The sequence below is a fragment of the Paenibacillus tyrphae genome, assembly GCF_000722545.1.
GTDB classification, from domain to species: domain Bacteria; phylum Bacillota; class Bacilli; order Paenibacillales; family NBRC-103111; genus Paenibacillus_G; species Paenibacillus_G tyrfis.
In genome coordinates this window covers 16,273-38,732 of the sequence record NZ_JNVM01000017.1, presented here as the reverse complement: position 1 = coordinate 38,732, position 22,460 = coordinate 16,273, and the positions used below count along the sequence as shown (strand labels likewise).

The window sequence follows — 22,460 nt, the reverse complement described above, 5'->3', positions numbered from 1 at the left end:
AGAAATTCGATATATTCATTTTACCTATGAAAGGAAGGGGTGTAAACTTTGGAAGGAAAGGAGCTGTGCAACATGGCGGCTTTTGTGAAAACTTTGGGGCAGGTGCTCTTTTTTGTCCTTGTTTCTTGGCTGTTGAACGGGCTGGCAACCCTGCTTCATTTGCCGATTCCGGGGAGCATTCTCGGGATCGTTCTTGTATTTGTGCTGCTTCAACTGAAAATCATCCGGATCGAATGGATCGATCTGGGGGCCAAGTGGCTGTTGGCCGAAATGCTGCTGTTCTTCATCCCTGCGGCGGCCGGGATGATTCAATATCAGTCGCTGCTGCGGGATAACGGGCTGCCGATCATGCTCGTGCTGGTGAGCAGCCTTGTCGTCGTGATGCTCTCGGCAGGGCTTGTGGCGCAAGCGATCGTGAAGCGAAAGGAGCGAACCCCGTCATGACCTGGCTCTCGCTCGGCTTGCTGCTGTTCACCATGGCCGTCTATTACGGCATAAAAAGCTTGTATCGTAGGAAACCTAAAATCTATCTGTCGCCGCTGCTGCTGACACCGGCGGTTGTCATTGTCCTGCTGCTGAAAGGAGACATTCCTTACGAGACTTACAACGCCGGGGCGCATTGGCTGACGGACATGATCGGACCCGCGACAATTGCCTTGGCCGTGCCGCTCTACAAAAATGTCGCACTGCTGCGCAAATATGCCGTAGAAATAATGGCCAGCGTGCTGGTCGGCTCCGCGGCGGGTGTTGCGACCTCGGTTTGGATCGCCAAGGGGCTGCACCTCGACGTGAAGATCATCGACGGCCTAGTGCTGCGCTCCACGACCACGCCGATTGCCATCGCCATCACGGATATGATCGGGGGCATCCCGGCGATGACGGCGCTGTTCGTGCTGGTCACGGGCTTGCTCGGCACGGTCGTCGGACCGATGCTTATCCGGCTGTTCCGCATCCGCAGCGGGGTGGCGCAGGGCGTGCTGCTCGGGACGAGCGCCCATACGGCCGGGACGACGACGGCATTCGAGTTCGGCGCCGTCTCCGGCACGGTATCGAGCATATCCATGCTCGTGACCGCGCTTCTGGCGCTGGTCGTTGTCCCTTGGCTGGTCCTGCTCCTGTAAGACCGCCCGGCAAGTAATCCATACACTCCTATGAGACAAAACAAAACCTCCACGATCACGTTTTACCGCGATTTTGGAGGTTTTACTGTTCTTACCGCTTAATTGTACTTCTTCCAGTCCATGCCGCTGTTGTTCAGCAAATATTCGAAGTTGTTGTCCAGCCGCTTCTGCTCGGCCTTGCGGGCCGCTTCCGCCTGCTTTCTGGCTTCCTCGCGCTGAATCTCGGCTTCGGCCTTCATTTGATCCGCCTGCGCTTTCAACTTGCTTACGACGTCCGGATTCAACAAATCTTTCAGCGTAGCGGGCTTGTCTTGGGAAGCGGCGCCCGGAGGAGCCGCCGGCCTGTTTTTCTTCGCCATGGCACTCACCTTTCGCGTTAATTTTCGAACAAATACAGCTTGCCGTTCTCCGGCGTACCGAACTTCGGTCCCCGGAAGCCACGCGCAAGCAGCGCTTTTCTCATCGTCATCATCAAGGCGGCATGGCTGACGATAAGCACATTCCCGTCGCCCTGCTGGAAAATCTCGTCCAGAACGGCGTCGGCCCGGTTTCTGGTATCGGCCATGCTTTCCGGCATCGACCGGGGGGCCGCAAACCACAAGGTTTTAATCAGAACCGCCCACATCATGAGCGGCAGCCGTACCTTCGTTCGGTACGACGGAGGCGGAACCTCGCGCAGCATTTTCCAGCGCTTAATTTCACCGTCATAAATGTGCTCGGCCGTGCGGGCCGCTCTAGACATATCGCTGGCATAACAGCGGTTCCATTCGATGCCGCCCAGGTCGGTCTGACCGAGCTCGATGTCGGATTCATCATACTCCGCGAACCATTGATCGAGCTCCCTGGCCGAGATCAGAAATTGCGACGGATAATCCTTTTTTACTTTATAATGCCGAACCAGACCGACTTTCATTTCCGCTACCATCCTTGCTTGCTTGTAGAAGTATGTCTCTCTATCATACCTCGGGATGGACTGGATGTGAAAGGGCTAGTTTCCCCTATACCGATTTTTTCGGCTGCGGCCATCTGCTACGGCTGGCGACCGGAGGCAGCGGCTCTCCGCTGCGGATCAGACGGACCCCGTTCTTGCAGACACCGTATCGCTCCCATGGACAGCTCGAACACAGTAGGCCGATGTCGTGCGGACGCATCGTCGCGGAGACGGCGGCGCAGATGTCCGCCCACGTCATCGCGGAGCCGGTGTACAGTCCAAGCTTGTTCAACACGCGGGCATCCCGGTCGTATACGCTGTGGCCGTCGCAATGCGGGGGCTGGTCCTTGGGAAACGCGCTGCAGATGTCGTCGGGGCCTTCGACAAGCTCGATTCGGGTGTCCGGATGCTTCCGTAGCGTTTCGTACACAGCCGTCATATTGTCGCAAAACGATTCGGAGTACCCCATTCCCCGGTACCCGAGCAGGCAAAGCAGATGATGGCCGCGGAGCCGGATGCTGTTCATAGGACTTCTCTCCATTCCTGCATCGCGATGCAGAATATTGTTAACTGATTATATCATATTCGGGTTAACGTATCATCCATGCCATCAAACGGCAAAAATCCGGCAGAAGAGTCGATCCTCCTGCCGGTTCCTCCGCTGGACGGGCTATAGAACATGCTTTAATTTATCCGGATTCACGACGATATAAATGCCATGGACCCGGTCTTCCCGGATATGGAACGAAATGACATTCACCGGCTGCTTGCCGGAATAACAAACAATGCCCGGCTGGCCGTTAACGTCCGCCAAGCGATAGTAGAATGCCTCGGGCAGCTTGGCCATGAGCCCTTCGAAGAAACGCGATACGCGTTCCGCGCTTTGCACGGGACGAACGGCCGCGGTAACTTTGCCGCCTCCATCGGAGTACAGCACCGCATCCGCGGACAAAATATCCATCAATTGCCTGACATTGCCCGTGGTTAGCGCTTGAACGAACCGTTCGATCAGGTCGCCCGTCTGCTCCTGCGAAGGATGCGGACCCCCGCGGGCCGGCACCGCCTCGGACGGCTGTCCGTCTCTGGGATCGGGCAAGCCGCTGACGGCCCGCTTCGCGCGGTGGAAGATTTGCCGGCAGTTCGTGCTGCTTTTGCCGACGATATCGGCGATTTCGTCGTATTCGTACTGTAGCACCTCGCGCAGCAGAAACACTGCCCGCTCCGTCCAAGAGAGCTGCTGCAGCAATAGCAGATAAGCGGTGGAGAGCGATTCCTTGTGCAAATAGGAATGAGACGGCTCGCCGTCCGGATCTCTGTCCGCGATTAGCGGTTCCGGCAGCCAAGGCCCGACGTAAACCTCGCGCTGCTTGCTGGCCGAACGAAGCCGGTCGATGCAGCGGTGCGTCACCAGCTTGCACAGGTAGGACTTCATATTTTGCACGTGATCCAGCTTCGTTTCGTTCACATACAGGAATGCCTCCTGTACAATGTCCTCCGCATCCATTACGCTTCCCAGCATGCGGTAGGCAAGGGAAAATAACAGGGGCTTGTAGGAAACGTACAGTTCCCCGGCCAATTCGGCAGGTTCCATGTCTAAGCGCCTCCCTTCGAAATCTCGTACGGCCTCTGGCCCTCGGGCGTCTCGTCCGCACAAACCGGTTCGGCGCGCGGCCGGTCCAGCTCCGCAAGAACCCGCTGTGCGGCCCTTCTGGCGCTTGCCGCCGCGGCATCCGCCAGCATCTCCCCGTGACCGGCCCAGTCTCCGGCTACGTAAAGTCCCTGAATGTCCGGTACGGCCGGACCCGGGAAACGATCTGTGCGCCCCAGGTGCATATAGTCGTGGACGACCGGCATATTGGGCAAATATTGCCGCACCGCGACCTCCTGCTCCCAGCCCGGATGGAGAAGACTCATCGTTTGCTCCAGCAGGCGTTCGTCCGCCCGGGGATCGCTCTCGCCGGGGCCGTTATATTTGACCAAATGTACGACTATTGTACCATGCTTGCTTAGCTTCGCGCCTGCTGAATGATTGCTGAAGAACACGGGCTGATCCAGTCCGATAGCGATATCTCTGACGGGGCCGTGGAGCTGCTTCAGCCCGAGGTCCAGACAAGCTGCCATCGAAGGCCGGGCTTCCTTCTTCCAACGGTACAGCGAGGTATGCTCCGCGTTGCTCACCAACCGGCAGGTGTCTGCTGGCGGCAGCGTGCTGATCACATGTGCGAGCTCGAACGCTTCGCCGTCCGTACAGACGACCCGGCTCACGGCTCCGTTCGTTTGCTCGATGGCGCTTACCGCTTTGCCGCACCGCGCGTGAACCCCGGCGGCTGCCCCCATCTTTTCCAAGCGGTCGACGATCGTCTGCCAGCCCCCGTTCAAGTACAGCACGCCGTCTTTCAGCGAGCGCCGCACCTGCCTGAGCACCGGTCCGGCCAATTGCCGGTCGGGGTCTTGGGTGTAGGTGGCTATCCGGCATAAGGCGTAAAAAATATGCCGCACCATCGGATCGCGGACTTCCTTCTCGGCCCAATCCCGGAGGCTGGCGTTCTCCGGCATGTCCGTATCGGTCCGCCCAAGCTTCAGCAGAAGCCGCACCAACTCGCCTTTGCCTGTCCATGAGAGCAGGCGGGAGGCGAGCAGTTGGATCGGGCTCGCAGGCATGGGGAAGACCCGATTGCTCCAAATGGCGGACATCTTGGAAGAGGGAGGACCTCCCTCAAACGGCACGCCCCATTCCCGAAGCAAGGCATGCAGCTCCCCGCTGCGGTACAGCGCATGGCCTCCGAGATTCAACAGCACGCCGTTCTTGTCGGCCGTTCTCGCCCGTCCGCCCATCCGGTCCGATTGTTCCAGAAGGACGACCGATCTGCCCGCCCGCGCCAGCTCGATGGCGGCGATCCATCCCGCAAGCCCCCCGCCGATCACGGCAGCGTCGAACGGTTTTCGATTCATGACTATTTCCTCCTTTGGGTTCGGATCACTCCGGAAAACAGCGTTGCTACTCGTTATGGCGAACAAGGAGAGCGGTTTGTGACAGGAACCGGATGGCGGCGAAAAAATTTTTCCAGTTAGAGAAAGATTTCCATTTCTTCAGCGTCATACCTAATGTAACTGCCGCAAAAGGCAGATGCTGCGCAGCGAACCTTTTGGGACAGGGAGGGCTAGGATGGACAATGACATTGAAATCGTTGGGCGGATTCTGAATGGAGACAAGCAGGCGTTCGCTCAAATTATCGATAAATACAAGGGAAGGGTATTTGCCCTGCTTCGGCGCATGCTGGGTCATTCGCCGGATACGCAGGACATTGCCCAAGAGGTGTTCATTAAAGCGTATAATCATTTGAACGAGTATACGCCGGGGCACAGCTTTTCCGCGTGGCTGTACCGGATCGCGGCCAACCGCTGTATTGACGAGCTGCGCAAGCGCAAGCGCAGACCCGACATCACCGGCTTCGACGCCGAGTTCATGCAGGGAGAAACTCCGGAAACCGCCTACTTGGAGAAGGAACGGAGACAGGCGTTGGAGCAGCGGATTATGGAGCTCGATCAGAGCCAGCGTGCGGTGTTTGTGATGAGATATGTGCAACATTTAAGCTATCAGGAAATTGCGGAACGGCTTTCGGTTCCCATAAGCACGGTGCAGATGCGTCTGTACCGCGCCAGGCAGAAGCTGCGGGAGAGCATGTCCAATTCCGGAGTAGAGGGGGAGTTCATCTATGAAGTGCGTCAGAGCTGATCGGCTGGCCGCGGAACTGAACCAAGACCTTTCTCCGTTTGAAGCCAGACAGTGGGAACGCCATTTGGAGAGCTGCGCCGATTGCCGGAACGAAATGGAACGACTCCTGACTTCGCTGGACGACTTTGATCCGGCGCTCGAAGAAGTGCAGCCCGAGGATGGATTTACCCAGGCCATATTGGACCGCTTGGACCCTTACGTGCCGGGCGAGCAGCCGCAAGCGGCCGAAACGCCGGACTCCGCACCCAAACGTATCGATTGGAAAAAGAGGAGTGTGGACATTTTGAAAAAAGTAACCATTGTTGTGGCCGGATTGGCCGTAGCCATATCGCTGGGTACCTTCGTATCGCCGACCTTCGCGGATTATGTGAAAAGCATTTTCAGCAACAGTAAGGACGTGGACCAAGGGATCAAGGAGGCCGTCAAGCAAGGCTTCTCGAAGCAGCTTGATCTCGGCGTAACGGATCAAGGCATCACGTTAAAGATCAAGGAGGTATTGGCGGATACGCTGCGCGTTGCGGTCATGTGCGAAGCGATAGACCAGAACGGCAACAAAATCGATTTCGATATGTTAAAGCTGGGAGAACGGAAAAACAGATTGGAAGAGTTTGTCCTTAAGGACAAAAACGGAACGCCTCTCATCAAGCCTGAAGAAGCGGGATGGGGATGGACGATGAGGAAAGAAGGCGAGTATATCATGATTCGCCAGGAATTGACCGGACTGACCGCCACCGGAAGAGAGCTGCCGGACGAACTGACCGCCGAGGTGCATTGGGCGAAGCTCGACGGTAAAGAAGGAAGCTGGAAGCTGTCGGTTCCGATCGATATGGCCGAAGCGAAGCGGGCGACGAAATCGGTAGCGGTCAACCAGCAGTATACGTCGTCGCAAGGGCTGAAGATCGACTTCAAGAAGGTCGATTTCGCGCCTAGTGCCACGCTGCTGTCGCTGGAGACCCAGCTCACTCCCGAAGTTCGCGAGCGGCAGAAGCAGATCATGAAGCAGAACGGTCTGTCCGAGGAGATGAATCCGGGCCCGGGTGGATTCCAGTCTTTCCAGCTCAGTCGTGCCATTCAGGAATACAAAATCGCTTACGAGCTTGTCGACGAGCAAGGGAAGGTTGTGGCGGCGGGAGACGACGGCTTGCTGCGCGACAGAGACTTGAGCATCGAGAAAAACACGATTGTAAACGGGATTACGGGCACGGGAACGGACGAGGTCATGCAATTGTGGCATACGTTTGTGCCAATGAGCGGCGACCGGAAGCTTACGTTCAGACTGCACTCCGTTTACACGAATGAACTGGCCAATTTCAGCGCGAAGCTGAAGCCTGCCCAGCTGCAGCAAAAGCCGGTTCAGGCGGAGGACCAAGGAACCCGGCTCACCTTCAGCAACTTTGCCATGAAGACGGACCCTGCGGAAACCAAAATCGGGAATCAGACCGTTAGCGGTACAGGCGGGGTGATCGAGCTTCAAGCGGAGCTGGCCAAGGACGTCGTTGCGCTGGATATTTGGCAGGTCAAGGACGAGACGGGCAAGGAGTACGATGCTTTGCTGCAAAAAACGTCGACCCGCAACGCTGACGGCACGGTCAGCCAACAGGGCGTGCTGGTGATCCCGCAGCTTGAGAAGGAGCCGAAGGAATTGACGGTCACGTATAAGGCCGTGCAAAAGCAGCACCGCGATGTGAAGTGGGAAGTGCCGATCGTCGCAAAACCTTAATTTGGAAAATCGCCAAGACAAAACAATACAAAAGCTCGCCTCCGGTTCGGCCGGGAGCGGGCTTTTTTGTACGTAGTCATGCGTTCGGTTGCTTGGGATGAGTCGATGAAAATAAAGCGTTAGATTTTTAATAGATAAGGCGTTAAGGATAATGAATCGAATTTTTAGGGAGGAATCCGTGTTGAGACCATTCGCTGCAAAAACTGTAATCATGGCCGTGCTTGCGATTGCTCTGGCAATTCCCGGACAAGCTATGGCAGCTCAAACGCCGCCACCGCCGGAAGTTGTCACTTCATTTACCCCGTTTGATCCCAATTTTAATTACCTTGAAAACGGTTCTGCTTACATAAGTTATAGCGGGAATGGAGAGGCAAGTCTATGGGGGGAAAGCATTGCGACCCGTAGAGTGGATTCGGTCGGGATACAGTTGGTTTTACAGCGTTGGACGGGAAGTGAATGGATTGACGTATACACAGGAGAGAAGGCGGAGATGAGCAATGCATCGCGCATCAATAAGACCATCGACAATTTGTCCGTTTCGAGCGGCTATTATTATCGGGTGAAATCGTCCCATTGGATTACTTACGGTAGCACAAAGGAAGATGGCGCTCGTTATTCCTCCACCTTGCTCATTCCGGATTAAAGAAAAAAAGCGAACAGGGGATGTTCCCCTTCAGAGTGTTGACAAACCCTGAAGTAGAAAAACTCAGACAAATAGAGGTGGGGTATATCCCGTAAGAGTTTACGTCCGCCTTTGGAACCCGTGAAAGTACCGCAAATTCTAATCAAGTTCACGGGTTTCAAGAGCGGCTGGAGGGATATACCCCACCGGCGTATGCAGAGATTTTTCTACGCGAAGCGGGTTTCTCAACAAGCTCCAGAGGGCTCCCCTTGTTCGCTATTCATTGTAATGATGCTCCAATCTTTAAAATATCCTCTTTGGCGACGGGTCCGGAGATATAGATTTTAATTCTGTCTTTCGTCAGCCATTCCAAGCTCGTTATGCTGCCATTCCGATCCGCGAATAAAACCGCCGGATGTTCACCCACAAAAACATCAATAAATTCGCCCGAATCGCTATGAATATCGGTTTTAATTGCCCCTGTTTTTCCTTCAATTTTTCGTTGACTGATCTTTAACAACTCTCCATGTTCATCGAGGTATTCCAAGTAGGCATCATGATACGTTCCGTTCGGTTCCTTCGTTACGAATACGGCATCTAACCTGAATCGTTCAGGTACATAGGATGGAGTCAAGAGAGGGAAGGCCAATTTATTTTTAGCTTCTTCCAAACTGGTTTTTTCGGGATCGAAGCTGCTGCTAGGGTGATTCGAAGCAGGCGGCTTTTCTTCCGGAGGCGCAGTTGTTTTAGCGTGTGTAGAGTCCCGAGCCGGCGGCGCTTCATAAAAAATTTCTATGATATTGCCCTGAACCTTTTTAAGCAGCGAGGCAATATTCGCATAGGAGGTAGGAAAATTGTCATTCATCAAAAAGTTGATGACCAAGGAGCAGGCGATAATCGCAGCCGTTAGCTTGATGCGCCGGATGAACATTTTACGGCGGCCGATCTTTTTTAGCCTGAGCTGTACTTGCTGCCAAGACGCCGCGCCATCGGGGATTTCGACACGGACATAGTTTCGTTTCAACAATTCCTTCAGCTTGTGATCATCATGGTCTAAATGATTCATTTTGATCAACCCATTTTCTCGAGAAATAATAAAACAATTTCTTGCGGGCCCTTGTCAGGATTTGAGCGAGGGCTTGTTCCGATATCTGCAATTCCTGTGCGATCTCCCGGTATGATTTTTCTTCGATGTAGAATAAAAGCAACACATGCCTGTATTTGAAGTTCAATTGATTCAGGGCTTCGTGAAGCAGTTCGTCACGGATTTTTTCTTCCACCTGATCGGCCACTGTGCGTTCTTCGGTCGGAGAAAAGTATTCACTGTCTTTAACGAGCTGCAGGTCGGATACATGCCGGTATTTTTTGTTTTTTTTAAAACAATCGTAAGCGGTATTCCGGGCTACTTTTTTGAGCCAAGCCTTCATATTTACCGTATTTTCCAGTTTCGGCGCTTTCTCTACCACTTTTAAGAATGATTCTTGTACAACATCTTCGGCTAAAGCATGATCCCTGAACAAAAAGTATATGTCGTGATAGATCAGTTCCCGAAAAGAATGATAGATCAATTCTTGAGATGAGTTGTCCAGGTGATGGAAATGATTACGTAAGAACGTGAGCCATTGCTCCATGTATACTCCTCCAACACCATTCTGTTATATACAATTGTTTGAACGAGCATTTTATGTAATAAGTTTCTTATTTTTGTAATTTTTTTTCGTCAAATTTGTTCGGGATAGATCGTTATATGTAGTAGAAAGCGTGTCTTAGTAGGGTTAGCTCGACTCCTGGCAGTTGTCCAAAGCATCCCGACGCGCCCAGAGAGAAGGCGGTCCATCACTTCTATAACGGAATGGAACTCCAAAAGCTGACGGTGGCATTTTTATCCTTTTCTCTGACGGGGATTCGCACTACTAAGCTTATTCTAGGTTACGGGAGTTCGGGAAAATGAAAAAAACGGGCATTGTCCGACATTTGGATCATCTAGGACGCATTAATCTGCCGATTGAACTGCAACGAACTTTGAACATAGAGTTTGGCGATGCGATTGAATTTTTTGTCGATGATGAAAAAAGGCAGGTGCTGATCCGGAAATACCGCGCGGAGGAATGTCTTTTTTGTTCCTCCGACGAGCAGCTTTTCTTTTTTCGAGGACATTTTATCTGCAAGGCCTGTTTAAAGGAGTCGGGCAGGAATGACGAATCGGTAACCGGAACGAAACGAAAACGGAATAAGGATACGATGCTCCGCCTGACCGCGGTGATGGAACAGCATCCATCCGCTTCGCAAGCCGAATGGGGTAACCTGGTTGGCATATCGCAGGGCTGGGTTAGCCAACTACTCAAGCAATTGAAATAAGCTTCCCCCTACGGGAAGCTCGTTTCAACACCCTCACGCCTCCTCCGGGCGCCGTCCGGCACCCAGCTCCGCCCGGCTGGATACGTATGGCGCCGTCCGCGGCACGCACGGCAGCCGGATCGTCACCGACGTCCCGATGCCCAGCTTGCTGTAGATGCTTACGCCGTACGGCTTGCCGTAATGCAGCTCGATCCGTTGGTGAACGTTGCGGATGCCGTACCCGGCTTCCTCGCCATCGTCGAACTGCGAGATGCGCCGCAGCGTGTCCGGCGTCATCCCGACGCCGTCATCGATGATGCGGAACTCGATATCGTCGCCGATCCGGCGACCGGCTACCCGGATATGCACCCGGTCGCCCGTCCAGGCATGCTTCAGCACATTTTCCAAGAACGGCTGCAAAATCAGCTTGACCATCTCGTAGCGCAGCAGCTCCGGCTCGATCTCGAACAGTACGTCCAGCCGGTCGGTATACTTCACCTTTTGAATATCGAGATAGGCCTTCGCCTGCTCCAGCTCGTTCGCTACCGGAATAATGGTGCGCCCTTCGTTGAGCGAAAGCCGGTAGAACAGCGCCAGATTACTGACCATCCGGTGCAGCTGCTCGACTTGCCCGAACTTGGCCAGCAGGCTGATCGAGGACAGCGTATTGTACAGAAAATGCGGATTGATCTGGGCCTGCAGCGATTCCAGCTCGGCTTCTTTCTTCTTGATGCCGGCAACGTACACCTGTTGAATCAACCCGTCGATATGCTCCGCCATCGCGTTGATGGATTGCGAGATCGTCGAGAACTCGTCCTTTCCCTTGAAGCGTATCCGCTTATGGAAGCTGCCGTGACGGAACGAATCAAGCACCGTCACAATGCGCGACACCCGTTTGGAGAAGTAGCGCGACAGGAAACCGCCTACGCCGAGAAAGAGCAAGAAGCTGGCCGATCCGATGACGGCGGTCAGCACCTTCACTTTCTTCGCATCCTTCTCGACCCATTCCTTCGGGATGCTGGCTACAAGCTTCCAATCCAAGTCTTGGAACGGCTCGGTAATCGTCAAGTAGTTGCTTTCCCCGACCTCGGCAATCCTTCCCGCCGTCCAGGCGCCCCGCTCGAACAAAATCTGTCCTTTCCCGTCCTGGATCCGAACCGACGTGCCTTCCCCGAAATCCGGAGAGACGGTCTCGAACATCTCCGTCAGCTTGACGGTTAGCCGCATGAAGCCGAAATCTAACTGGCGGCCGAAGGAAGCCGTGTCCACGAGCCGCCGCAGGAGCGAAATATTGCCGAACTCGGCGTCCCGGTCGATCTGCTGCCACTGCATGGTCACCCCGTAACGCTCCGGGGGAAAATCCTTATACCACGAGTTGTCGGCGATCCGCTTCAAATACATCATGTTATAGCTTTTGCCGGCATAGGTCAGCGGGTCCGAATCGTTATAAAACGAGTAGATTTCGGGCAACGTTTCGTTGCGCAAGTAAACGACGAGCCAGATGCGGTGGTTCGTCGCCTTGATAACGCTATCGAACTTGGGCTCCAAATACTGCGTGACCGATTCGTAGCCGTAGTAGCCTTCGTTCAATCTTCTCAGCCGGGAAGCCACGGTCTCGTCGTAGTAGATCATATCCGACAGACGAACCGTATCCTTCATCCGGTACTCGATATTGTCCTTCATTTGGCGCAGCGCCGCCTGAACGTTCTCGCTCGTCTGCTTGCGGACCGAATCCACGAAGATCCAATTGGCCAAATAACCGAACAAGATGACGTGAACCAAGGTAAGCAGCATATAGGACAGCATCAGCTTGTACCCGAAGGGCATGTACCGCGCTTTCGGCCCCGAAGCGGCCGCGGTGTTTCGCTGGGATCGACGGAGTGCGGACCGGAATCGGCTATTGGCCATTGCGGAATTCCAGCGGAGTCATCCGGTACGTTTCTTTGAATTGCTTGCTGAAATAAGGGATATAGCGGTAGCCGACCCGATAAGCCACCTCATAAATGCGCAGCTTCGGATCGCGAAGCAGCTCCCCGGCTTTTTCCATACGCAGCGCGACCAGGTATTCATGGAACGTCTGGCCCGTCGCTTCCTTGAACATTTGCCCGAGGTAATTCGGCGAAAACGAGAATTGATCCGCCACTTCCTTCAGCGTGAGCGGCTGATCCAGTCCGCTGCGCATCATGCCGATAATTTCTTGAATCAGCTTCCCGTTTTTACCCATCCCGTCCGCGGCCACAGCTGGAGATGGAGCGGGCTTTGCGCCGCCTGAAAGCATCTGCCGGACTTCATGCTCCGCTTGCTCGCGCTTGCGGGCGTCATCCAGATCCCGCCGAATACGCTCAAGCGATTGAATGAGCTCGTCCTCGTTCATCGGTTTCAGCACATAGCTGTAAGCTTGCAAGGTCAGGGCTTCCTTCACATATTGAAAATCTCTGTAACCGCTGACAAAAACGATCCGCACGTCGTGGAACCGTTCCTTCACGCGCTTCGCCAGCTCGAGTCCGGACATGTTGGGCATATTGACGTCGGTAACCAGCACATCGATCTTCTGGGTCTCGATCAGCTCGCAAGCGGAGAACCCGTTCGTCACGGCGCCCACAATCTCCATCCCGAGCGACTCCCAAGGAATAAACGTCTTCATTCCTTCCAGATCCAGCGTCTCATCGTCTGCGATCAGCACTTTGTACATGTCGGTCCTCCTCGGCCTTGGATCTTCGAATGAAATGGAAAAGCAGGTGCGCCGATAGCGCACCCTGCCTTGTCCGCATGGACTATTTCTTCTTCATTTTCTCTTCGTTTTCCTTCCAGCGTTTTGTCAAATACTCGTTAAGCTTGTCGATGCCAAGCGTTTGCGCGTCTTTTTCGCCTTTGTCGATGATTTCAATGACTTCTTGCTCGCTTTTGGCCAGAATCGCTTGGGCGCGGACTTTCTTGTACAGCTCGATCCAGCGCTCGCGAATGATCCCTTCCGGGCTGTCCTGCGGAGGCTCGATCCCGCGAAGCGCCGTCAGGTCCATATGCGTCTTCCAGGTGATGGCATCCTGATATTTCGTTTCCCAGGAACGCTTCTCCTCCGGCAAGGAGAGCTCGGCCTTCACTTTGATTTTATCGTTGTACGTCGAGTTTCCGACGAATTGCAGGTCGTTCGTCGCGTTCATGTTTTTCGTGCGCTCCGCAGGCTCGCTGAAAAATTTGTCCGTCAAGTTCGGCAAGCCTTCGCTGTCCAGACCTTTCCAATACATGCCTTCCGGACCCCATACGATTTGACGCATGCCGTCTGGGCTGGTCATCCAGTCCAGCACCGCAAAAATTTTCTCGGGGTCCTTGGCCGTCGCCGTGATCGCGGCGGCGTTCCAGCCCAGACGGTCGTAGTGGGCCACCATGATTTTGTTCTTATCCAGTCCCGGCTTGTGGATCGGCCAGATCATGAAGTATCCGGCATTCGGATCGGACTTGGAAAGCTCGGCGTCCGCTTTGGAAGCATAGTCGGTAGCGGTAATATCCGCATACACGGCGACGCGCCCTGTGTTGAGCTTCTCGCGTACCTGATCGACCGTTTGCGTCAGCGCATCCTGCGTCATCAGCTTCTCACGGTGCAGCTTGTTGACGAAGATCATGGCTTCCTTGTACACCGGATCGGCGAAGAGCGACGTGAACTTGCCGTCCTTCGGCACGGCGCGCAGCGTCCCCGCGTAGCTCGCCGGATTGTTCTCTGCGAAGGCGGAGAACAGCAGGTCGACGCCTTTGCCTTCTTTGGCCTGGCCCGGCTCGAACGGGATGATGTTCGGATATTTCTCTTTGACGAGCTTCAGATAGTTGTACAGGTCGTCGGTCGTCTCCAGCTTCGGCTTGCCGAGCTCTTCGTAAATTTTCTTGTTTATGACGTAGCCGGCATTGCCTGTCGGCTTGTTCGTGTACCAGTTTGGGAACATGTACAGCTTGCCGTCTTTGGAGCGCAGCATGTTCAGAATTTCGTCGCCCGCCCATTTTTTCAGGTTCGGGTATTTGTCTAAATACGGGTCAAGCGGCACGAGGACGCCGTTCTCGCGCAGCCGCTCGAACTTGTCGCGGTCGCCCCAGATGACATCAGGCAAGTCCTTGCTGACGATCATCGTGCTCAGCTTGGCTTCCGCATTGCCCCCGGCGTTAATGGCGGTTATGTTGATTTTGAACTGCTCTTGTACTTGCTTGGAGAATACGTCTTTGCCCCAAGGAGGCATCGTGTACCAGCCGTAGTTGCCGAAGAGCGTGAAGCTGATCGGCTCGCTGCCTACCTTCCACGGCTCCGTTGACGAGGCGGCCGGCGTCTGCGTTCCGTTTGGCGCCGCCGCTTTGTCGGCGGGAGCGCTGCCTCCGCCGGAGCATCCGGAGATAACCGTCCCCAGCGCCATGACGGCTGCCAGCGGACCCATTCCTTTTTTGACCCAATTGTTCATTGTCTGTATAGCCCCTTTCCCATTGTCATTTCAAGCTATGCTTAAAGCGGTGCGCTTTGAAGCCCGGACTATTCTTTCAGGGAACCGACCAGTACGCCCTTGACGAAAAACCGCTGCAAGAACGGATAGACGAGGATGATCGGAACCGTCGTGACCATCATGGTAGCCATCGTCAGCGACTTGGTCGTGTACGATTGACGCTTGGCGAGGAAGCTTTGAGCCGCTGAGTCCTGGGTCAGCTCAGAAGCGATATTGGAATCGAGCGTCTGCTTCAGCAGCGCCTGCACCGGCAGCAGGTCCTGATTGTTGATATAGATGGAAGCGACGAACCAGTCGTTCCAGTGGGCGATGGCCGTGAACAGCGAGAGCGTGGCGACGACCGGACCGGACAGCGGCAGCACAACGCGCAGGAACGTGCCCCAGTAGCCGCAGCCGTCAATCCGCGCCGCATCTTCGAGACCGGCCGGGATTCCCCGGAAAAACGTGCGGAAGATGATCATGCTCCATACGCTGATGATCGACGGAATGACGAATACCCAGAACGAATCGAACAGGCCGAGACCGCGAATCAGCAGGTAGGTCGGAATCAAACCGCCGCCAAAATAAAGCGTGATAATACAGAAGGTCATGTAATAGCCCCGGCCGATCAGCTCCTTGCGGGACATGCCGTACGCAAAGATGGACGTCGCCGCGATCGTCAGAAAGGTGCCGACGAGCGTACGGGCGATGGAAACGCCGAAGCCTTTCAATATTTTAACGTCCTTTAGCACGACTTGGTAATTTTCCAGCGTGAAAGCTCTGGGCCAGAACGTGATGCCGCCGAGACTCGTATCCGAACCGAGGTTGAACGAGATGACCGCGGAGTTCCAGAACGGATAAAACGTTACGAAGGCCAGAAAGAGCAGCGCAATATGGATAACGATGCTAAAGACGCGATCTTCCAATGCCAGCTTCATCAATACATCCTCCTTACCACAAGCTGTTGCCGGTTCGTCTCGCGAGATAGTTCGCAAGAGTCAGCAGACCGACGCTGACGATGGCCTTAAACAAGCCGACGGCTGTCGCGAACGAATAGCGGTTTAACGTAATCCCCATCCGGTACACGTACGTGTCCAGAACCTCCGATACGTCGCGCAGCGCCGGGTTGACGCCCAGCAGCAGCAAGTCCTCGAAGCCCGCGTTCAGCAAATTGCCGATCGCCAGAATAGAGAAAATCATCACGACGGGCAAAATGCATGGAAACGTTATCAAATAAGTCATGCGAAAACGGCTCGCGCCGTCGATAGCGGCGGATTCGTACAGATGAGGGTCGATGGAAGCGATTGCAGCCAAGTATACGATAGAGGCAAAGCCAATCTCTTTCCATACGTTCGTCGTGACGAGAATGGTCCAGAAATATTCCGTAACCGACAAGTAGGGAATCGGTTCGTCGATGACCCCGATCTTTTGGAGAAAAATGTTTACGCTTCCATTATCGGTCGAAAGCAGGGAGATCACGAAGTTGGCGACGATGACCCAAGACAGGAAATACGGCAAGTAGCTGACCGTCTGCACGACGCGTTTGAAAAACATATTTTTGACTTCGTTCAGCAGAATTGCGAGAATGATCGGCGCCGGAAAGCCGATGGCCAGCTTCAGGAAGCTGATGACAATGGTGTTTCGCATCACGACGCCAAGCTCGGGCGCTTGGAAGAAATCGACGAAATGCTTGAAGCCTACCCACGGGCTGGCTGCGAATCCTTTAAACACCGAGTAATCCTGAAATGCGATGATCACGCCATACATCGGGAAATAGCTGAAAATCAAAATCAAGACGAGCGCGGGCAGCACCATAAGCTGCAGATCCCATTGCTGGAGCCAGGCCGCGACCTTCGTCTTCCCCGGCTTCACCGCCGGACGATCCTCAGGGACCGCTGTCGCGGTTTGTTTCAAACGGACCACCCTTTCCTGTGTATTGTCGATCTGTCTTTATCTTAAAAGGGATACGATGCGCGCGGCTACTTGTCTAATCAATGAAATGTTATATAAATCAATGATCAGGAATTATTTTCTTCCGTTATGAGAGGATTGGAGGGGAGAGGTCGGCGGAGAACAAAAAAACAGCGGTCTCCCCGGGAACCAAATCGTCCCGGTTGGAGACCGCTCAATTGTCAGCTTATGTTTTTGTGTGGTTTTACTTACCGCCCGTAAACGTAATGCCTTTGATGAAGAAGCGGTTGAAAAAGGCGTAAATGAGCAGCGCCGGCAGCGTGAACACCATCGACGCGGCCATGATGTAGTTCCAGTAGCTGATGTACTGGCCTTTGAAGGTGTTAAGGCCGAGCGTCAGCGTAAACATCGATTTGTCGGAAACGAACATGAGCGGCTTCAGGAATTCGTTCCAGGCGCCCATGAACACGAAGATCATCTGCGCGGCGAGCGCCGGAACGGCCAGCGGCAGCGCGATGCGGAAGAAGATGCCGAAGCGGCTCAGTCCGTCGAGCTGCGACGCTTCCTCCAGCTCCTTCGGGAAGTTGATGAAGAACTGGCGCATCATGAACGTGAACGTGGCGTTGGCCATCATCGGCACCGTCAGCGCGGCGTACGAATTCAGCCATCCGAGCTCTTTCATGATCAAGTACGCGGGCACGATCGTGAGCTGGCCCGGAATCATCTGCACGCCCAGAATGATGAGGAACATCACTTTGCTGCCGATGAAATCGATGCGCGCAAGCGCATAGCCGGCCATCGAGTTGAACAAAATGTTGCAGACTGTCGCCACGACCGCGATCAAGGCGCTGTTGGTCATCCATCGGAGGAACAGCGGCTCGCGGACGAAAATATCGTAGTAGTTTTGCAGCGTAAAATTCTTGGGAATAAAATTGATGCCTCCGGCGACAATCTCTTCCAGCGTCTTGAACGAGGAGGAGAGCGCCCATAGGAACGGTACCATCGTCACCGCAGCATACAGGAACAGCAGTGCGTAAATGACATACTTGACCCACGGTTTCGGCTGTTTAACCATCGTCTCGGCCTCCTCAGTTCAGTTTCTCTTCGGCGAACAACTTCCGCTGAAGCAACGTCGCGATCATGATGACCAGAGCCAGCGCGACGGCGAGGGCGGAGGCGTAGCCGAAGTCTAAGTTTTTGAATGCATACTGGTAAATCAGCAGCGCCACGGTCAGGGTGGAGTTGTTCGGCCCCCCGGACCCTGCCGAGAAAATGTACGACTGGTCGAACAACTGGAACGTTCCGATAATGCCCATGACGACGGTGAAGAAGGTCGCCGGCTTCAGCATCGGCAGCGTGATGGCGGTGAATCGTTTCCACGCGCCCGCTCCGTCCAGCATCGCCGACTCGTAGAGCGCATCCGGAATGTCCTGCAGCGCGGCGAGAAAGACGACCATGAAAAACGGCGCCGTCGACCAGATGTTCATCAGCATGATCCCTTTGAGAGCCACTGCGGGATCGCCGAGCCAGTTGTAGCCGGGCAGTCCGATCGCTTGCAGTGCCTTGTTGAGCAGCCCGTTGGAGTTATAGATCCACATGAAAATGAGCGTCAGCACGGCGGACGAGGTCACAGTCGGCATAAAGAAGACGATGCGGAAAAAATTCTGGAATTTCAGCTTCGCATTCAAAATGGACGCGAGTCCGAGCGCCAGCGCCGTTTGCAGCGGCACGACGAAGACGGCGAAGGAGGCGGTGTTTTTCAGCGCGATCCATGCCCGTTCGTCCTGCGCCATCCGTTCGAAGTTGGTGAATCCGACAAACTTGTAGCTGACATCGCCCAGCAGATTCACTTTATGAAACGACAGGAACAGCGAATAAAAGACGGGTAAAAACAAAAACGTGCCGATAACCAGCAGGGTAGGGAGCAAAAACAAATAGCCGGTTATCGTGCTTCTCAGCTTCCGCTTCCAAACCGAACGGCTTGCCATAGGGAAACCTCCCTTTCAAAAGAGGCAGGGGAACTGTGTCAGACTGAACAGGATGACGTCCCCCGCTTTTTAAGTGGATGAAGGGAGGGGCAGCCCCCTCCCGGTTCAGCTTCGTTATTTGCCGGCAGCAATTTCTTTATTGGCGGTTTCCTGCGCTTTTTTCATCGCGTCTTCCAGCGAGGATTTGCCCAGGAACGCGTCGAGGAACTGGTTGTTGAAATTGTTCATGACCGTCGGCAGCGTCGGTCCTGCTTGCCATGGCGTGGAATAAGCCGAGCCCGCAACCAGGGCGCCGCGCAGCGGGTCCTTGTCGTAGCCGAGCTCCTTCGCGACGGATTTGCGCGTCGGCAGGGCGAACCCTTTGCTGGTCCACGTTTTCATGCCTTCCTTGCCGGTCAGGTACGAAATCAGCTCCCAGGAAGCTTCTTTTTTCTTGGACGCCTTGTTCATGACGTAGGCGACCGTGAAGGCCATCGTGCCTTTTTTGCCGTTCACTGTCGGCAGCTCGGCAGTGGCGTATTGAAGATCTTTGTAGTTGCTGTTCAGGAACGGAATTGCCCAGTTGCCTTCGAAGACGATGGACGCTTTGCCTTGGCCGAACATTTCGCCGCCCCAGCCTGCGCCGACTTCCTTCGGCTCGCCGGACGATTTGTCCTTGTTGTGCAGGTCAACGACGAGCTGCAGCCCTTTGAGCGCTTCCGGGGAAGCGTAAGCGGCGTTGCCTTTGTCGTCGGACACTTTGCCGCCGAACGCCTGCGCCATGTACATTTGCCGCGCCAGCTCGGGAGCGACGCCGAAGCCGAAGCGGACGGTTTTGCCGCCTTCGGTTTTGGTCAGCTTTTTCGCGGCGTCCTGCAGCTCTTCCCACGTAGTCGGCGGCTTGGTAATGCCCGCCTCTTCGAAGTGCTTCTTGTTGTAGAACATGGCCAGCGTGGAGGAGTCTTTCGGGAAGCCGTACGTTTTGCCGCCGACCTTGAACGCGTTCAGCAGTGGCTCTTCGAAGTCGGCCACGTCGAATTCAGGCTTCACGTAGCTGTCGAGGGGCTCGACAACACCCTTCTCGATCAGAGCCGGAGCTTCGAACGCATCCAGATAAAACACGTCGGGGCCTTCGCCGCCGATAAGCCGCGTCTTGATGACGTCCATGTACTGGTCGGCGATTACTTCGTATTTTACTTTGACGTTCGGATGCTTGCTTTCGAACTCTTGAATCGTCTGCTTGAGCAAATCTTGCTCCTCTGGCGACGATCCCCAGCCGGCCAGCGTTACGGTTACGGGCTCGCCGCTTTTCGGCGCATCGCCGGTCGGAGCCGGCTTGGCTTCTTCTTTGGCGCAGCCCGCCAGCACCATGCTGGAAGCCAAACCTACGGAGAGAATGACGGATAGCGATTTTTTCATTTCACAACATCCCCCTCAAATGGTTGAATAAGAACTTGATACCCCGTATGATTCTCTAAAATGTCCACTTGATACGGCGCGGCGACGTCTCCGGTTCTGCTGACACGTAAATGCAGCGTTCCTTGGCCGATGCGCAGGTTCGTCACTTCCAGCTCGTTCATGCCGGGGAGCAGCAGCGGCCGCAGCTCGATCGTTGCGTTTAGTGCATTCGGACGAATGCCCAGCATCGTCTGCAGGAACGTCAGCGGTGTGCCCGCGGCCCATGCTTGCGGCGAGCAGGCGACCGGATAAGGAACGGGATGCCCGAGCTCGTCGGAGTAACCGCAGTACAGCTCCGGCAGTCTGGCATATTCGAAGCCATCCGCCGCTTTCATCAGCCCCTGCATCACCTTCAGCGCTTCGGTCTCGAAGCCGCCGAGGCTCAGTCCGAGCAGGCAAAGGGAGTTGTCGTGCGGCCACACGCTGCCATTGTGGTAGCTCATCGGGTTGTACCCGGACGAGCCGGTGCTCATCGTGCGGATGCCGTAGCCGCCGAACATATCTTCCGCGACGAGCCGCGACGCGACGGAGCGGGCACGCTCAGGCGACGCGATGCCGGACATCAGAATGTGGCCGGTATTCGAGGTCACCGACTGCACCTGCTGCTTGTTCCGGTCCAGCGCAATGGCGTAATACTGCTCGTCTTCCATCCAGAACGACTGCTCGAAGCGCTCCCGTAGCACGGCCGCTTCTTGTTCCAGACGGTCGGCGTCTACGCTGCGGCCGAGCATGCGGAAGATCGGAGCCAGGCGCGTTTTCGCCTGATACACGTATCCCTGCACTTCGACGAGCGCAATCGGCGCCTGGCCGTAATCCCCGCTGCGGTGGACGACGGAGTCGGCCGAATCCTTCCAGCCTTGGTTGGCGATTCCTTTGGAAGACTCCTGGAAGTATTCCACGAAGCCGTCGCCATCCCGGTCGCCGTAACGCTCGATCCAGGTGAGCGCCGCTTCGAGGTTCGGCATCAGCTGTTCGATCAGCGCCAGATCGTTCGTCCAGTGGTAATATTCCGCGGCTAGCATCAGGAAGAGCGGCGTCGCGTCAATCGTTCCGTAATACGGGGCGAACGGCACCATCCCGGCGCCGGCCAGCTCGCCGTAGCGGATTTCGTGCATGATTTTGCCCGGCGTCTCGTCCTGCCAAGGATCTTCCTTCTGACCTTGGTAAGCGGCCATCGTGAGCAGGGTACCTTTCGCCGCCTGCGGGTTCAGCGAAAGCATCTGCAGCGCGGCAATCAGGCTGTCGCGTCCGAACGGAACCGAATACCACGGAAGCCCAGCCACCGGGAACGATCCGTAGCCGACATCAGTCAGCAGCACGCGCAGGTCTTGCACCCCACGGTGGAACAGTTTGTCAAACGCGGCGTTGTCGCTGCGGACGGCTGTCGATCCGGCGTTCCAGCCGGCATAGCTCGCTTCGAGCTTCGCCATCGCCACCTGCGGGTCGTAAAACCGGGGGCCTTCTCCGTTCACGACCGGTGCGACGAAGAACGTGATTTCCCGGCTCTCGCGGTGATCGAGACGAAGCCGGAAGCCGACGGTGTTCGTCGTCTCGTCGATGAAGCTTTCCTGCGGCTGCCAAGCGATGCGGGTTTCCCGGGCGACATGGTCCACGCCGGCGTAGCCGATCGTCAGCCCGCCGTTCTGTCTCTGCGTTCCCGTCTTATGGCCCGTCTCGCCGTGCTGGAAGCCGCGTACTGTGAACATATCCGCAAAATCAGCGTCGGCCAGCACCGAGAAGTCGAACTCAATCGGCTTCGGATAATAGCTGGTCAGGCGGAAGGTTTCGTAGAGCCCGCCTTCGTAAATAAACCGCGTACGCTCGATCTCGACGGATTCCCGCCACAGAATCAACTCGCCGTTCTGCTCCATATGCGGATTCGTCAGCCGGATGACGGATATGTAGTTCGCATCCGCCGCGGAGGACAGCAGCACCGGCTTTTGGCCGTTGATGGCAATTTCCAGCCGGCTCAGAAAGCGGGTATCCTTGGTATAAAGCCCGAAGCCGGACGGATGACCTTGCGGAATATCGCCGTCCTTGTCGGAGTAGAGGAAGAGATCGTTTTCTTTGATGATTCGATAATCCAATGCGGTCACCTCACTGTATAAGAGCTATCCGAAACGTTTCGGAAAACCGATAAAAAAATATTTCTTCTCTGCAAAAGAAAGGAAAATTGTCTTTCCAAAACGTTTTGGATACG

At 55.2% G+C, this 22,460-nt stretch carries 22 protein-coding genes; 6 read left to right on the top strand and 16 right to left on the bottom strand.

Going from position 1 to position 22,460, the window contains the following annotated elements:
- Positions 1-72 precede the first annotated feature (72 nt).
- Entirely contained in the window at positions 73-444 is a 372-nt protein-coding gene (locus ET33_RS20630; protein WP_036686666.1) for a CidA/LrgA family holin-like protein, read from the top strand.
- A complete protein-coding gene (locus ET33_RS20625) occupies positions 441-1,121 on the top strand; it encodes an LrgB family protein (RefSeq protein WP_036686142.1) in 681 nt (226 codons plus the stop codon). Before ET33_RS20630 ends, ET33_RS20625 begins: the two co-directional genes overlap by 4 nt.
- 98 nt (positions 1,122-1,219) lie before the next feature.
- On the opposite strand, the gene ET33_RS20620 is transcribed toward ET33_RS20625, so the two are convergent.
- The 5 genes from ET33_RS20620 to ET33_RS20600 form a co-directional block, all read right to left on the bottom strand.
- Positions 1,220-1,480, bottom strand: a complete 261-nt coding sequence (locus ET33_RS20620; RefSeq protein WP_036686139.1) for a YqkE family protein — start codon at positions 1,478-1,480, stop codon at positions 1,220-1,222.
- A gap of 17 nt (positions 1,481-1,497) precedes the next feature.
- Entirely contained in the window at positions 1,498-2,034 is a 537-nt protein-coding gene (locus ET33_RS20615; RefSeq protein WP_036686136.1) for a histidine phosphatase family protein, read from the bottom strand.
- An 85-nt stretch (positions 2,035-2,119) separates the two neighbouring features.
- Positions 2,120-2,578 carry a DUF1284 domain-containing protein gene (locus tag ET33_RS20610; protein ID WP_036686133.1) on the bottom strand — a complete coding sequence of 153 codons (459 nt, stop codon included), beginning with the start codon at positions 2,576-2,578 and terminating at the stop codon, positions 2,120-2,122.
- Between the two features lie 144 nt (positions 2,579-2,722).
- Positions 2,723-3,643, bottom strand: a complete 921-nt coding sequence (locus tag ET33_RS20605) for an RNA polymerase sigma-70 factor (protein WP_036686131.1) — start codon at positions 3,641-3,643, stop codon at positions 2,723-2,725.
- Positions 3,644-3,645: 2 nt separating this feature from the next.
- The gene (locus ET33_RS20600; protein ID WP_036686128.1) at positions 3,646-5,004 is read right to left on the bottom strand and encodes a protoporphyrinogen/coproporphyrinogen oxidase; all 1,359 of its coding nucleotides are present in this window, start codon (positions 5,002-5,004) and stop codon (positions 3,646-3,648) included.
- A 214-nt stretch (positions 5,005-5,218) separates the two neighbouring features.
- Between ET33_RS20600 and ET33_RS20595 the strand changes: the two genes are divergently transcribed.
- The 3 genes from ET33_RS20595 (at position 5,219) to ET33_RS20585 (ending at position 8,151) form a co-directional block, all read left to right on the top strand.
- Complete coding sequence (locus tag ET33_RS20595; RefSeq protein ID WP_036686125.1) at positions 5,219-5,788, top strand: RNA polymerase sigma factor; 570 nt, start codon at positions 5,219-5,221, stop codon at positions 5,786-5,788.
- Complete coding sequence (locus ET33_RS20590; protein ID WP_036686123.1) at positions 5,769-7,508, top strand: DUF4179 domain-containing protein; 1,740 nt, start codon at positions 5,769-5,771, stop codon at positions 7,506-7,508. Before ET33_RS20595 ends, ET33_RS20590 begins: the two co-directional genes overlap by 20 nt.
- Positions 7,509-7,689: 181 nt before the next feature.
- Positions 7,690-8,151 (top strand): hypothetical protein, encoded by a 462-nt coding sequence (locus ET33_RS20585; RefSeq protein ID WP_051775475.1) that lies wholly within the window; start codon positions 7,690-7,692, stop codon positions 8,149-8,151.
- A gap of 259 nt (positions 8,152-8,410) precedes the next feature.
- Here ET33_RS20585 and ET33_RS20580 read toward each other — a convergent pair whose 3' ends face one another.
- The gene (locus tag ET33_RS20580) at positions 8,411-9,196 is read right to left on the bottom strand and encodes a DUF4367 domain-containing protein (RefSeq protein ID WP_036686121.1); all 786 of its coding nucleotides are present in this window, start codon (positions 9,194-9,196) and stop codon (positions 8,411-8,413) included.
- The gene (locus ET33_RS20575; protein WP_036686119.1) at positions 9,177-9,761 is read right to left on the bottom strand and encodes an RNA polymerase sigma factor; all 585 of its coding nucleotides are present in this window, start codon (positions 9,759-9,761) and stop codon (positions 9,177-9,179) included. Before ET33_RS20575 ends, ET33_RS20580 begins: the two co-directional genes overlap by 20 nt.
- A gap of 316 nt (positions 9,762-10,077) precedes the next feature.
- Here ET33_RS20575 and ET33_RS20570 point away from each other — a divergent pair, with 316 nt between their 5' ends.
- The gene (locus ET33_RS20570; RefSeq protein WP_036686117.1) at positions 10,078-10,488 is read left to right on the top strand and encodes an AbrB/MazE/SpoVT family DNA-binding domain-containing protein; all 411 of its coding nucleotides are present in this window, start codon (positions 10,078-10,080) and stop codon (positions 10,486-10,488) included.
- 33 nt (positions 10,489-10,521) lie between these two features.
- Here the strand turns inward: ET33_RS20570 and ET33_RS20565 are convergent, their stop codons facing one another.
- The 9 genes from ET33_RS20565 to ET33_RS20525 form a co-directional block, all read right to left on the bottom strand.
- Positions 10,522-12,375 carry a sensor histidine kinase gene (locus ET33_RS20565; RefSeq protein WP_036686114.1) on the bottom strand — a complete coding sequence of 618 codons (1,854 nt, stop codon included), beginning with the start codon at positions 12,373-12,375 and terminating at the stop codon, positions 10,522-10,524.
- Positions 12,365-13,159 carry a response regulator transcription factor gene (locus ET33_RS20560; protein ID WP_036686112.1) on the bottom strand — a complete coding sequence of 265 codons (795 nt, stop codon included), beginning with the start codon at positions 13,157-13,159 and terminating at the stop codon, positions 12,365-12,367. Before ET33_RS20560 ends, ET33_RS20565 begins: the two co-directional genes overlap by 11 nt.
- An 82-nt stretch (positions 13,160-13,241) precedes the next feature.
- A complete protein-coding gene (locus ET33_RS20555; protein WP_051775473.1) occupies positions 13,242-14,906 on the bottom strand; it encodes an extracellular solute-binding protein in 1,665 nt (554 codons plus the stop codon).
- Positions 14,907-14,974: 68 nt separating this feature from the next.
- Entirely contained in the window at positions 14,975-15,862 is an 888-nt protein-coding gene (locus ET33_RS20550) for a carbohydrate ABC transporter permease (protein ID WP_179223559.1), read from the bottom strand.
- 13 nt (positions 15,863-15,875) lie between these two features.
- Positions 15,876-16,739 carry an ABC transporter permease gene (locus ET33_RS20545; protein WP_235206785.1) on the bottom strand — a complete coding sequence of 288 codons (864 nt, stop codon included), beginning with the start codon at positions 16,737-16,739 and terminating at the stop codon, positions 15,876-15,878.
- 340 nt (positions 16,740-17,079) lie between these two features.
- Positions 17,080-17,910: a carbohydrate ABC transporter permease gene (locus ET33_RS20540; protein WP_036686105.1), complete on the bottom strand. Its 831-nt coding sequence runs from the start codon at positions 17,908-17,910 to the stop codon at positions 17,080-17,082.
- A gap of 13 nt (positions 17,911-17,923) precedes the next feature.
- Positions 17,924-18,823, bottom strand: coding sequence for a carbohydrate ABC transporter permease (locus tag ET33_RS20535; RefSeq protein WP_036686102.1), 900 nt, complete (start codon positions 18,821-18,823; stop codon positions 17,924-17,926).
- 114 nt (positions 18,824-18,937) lie between these two features.
- Positions 18,938-20,221, bottom strand: a complete 1,284-nt coding sequence (locus ET33_RS20530) for an ABC transporter substrate-binding protein (RefSeq protein ID WP_036686100.1) — start codon at positions 20,219-20,221, stop codon at positions 18,938-18,940.
- A complete protein-coding gene (locus tag ET33_RS20525) occupies positions 20,218-22,347 on the bottom strand; it encodes an amylo-alpha-1,6-glucosidase (protein WP_036686098.1) in 2,130 nt (709 codons plus the stop codon). Before ET33_RS20525 ends, ET33_RS20530 begins: the two co-directional genes overlap by 4 nt.
- Positions 22,348-22,460: the final 113 nt, after the last annotated feature.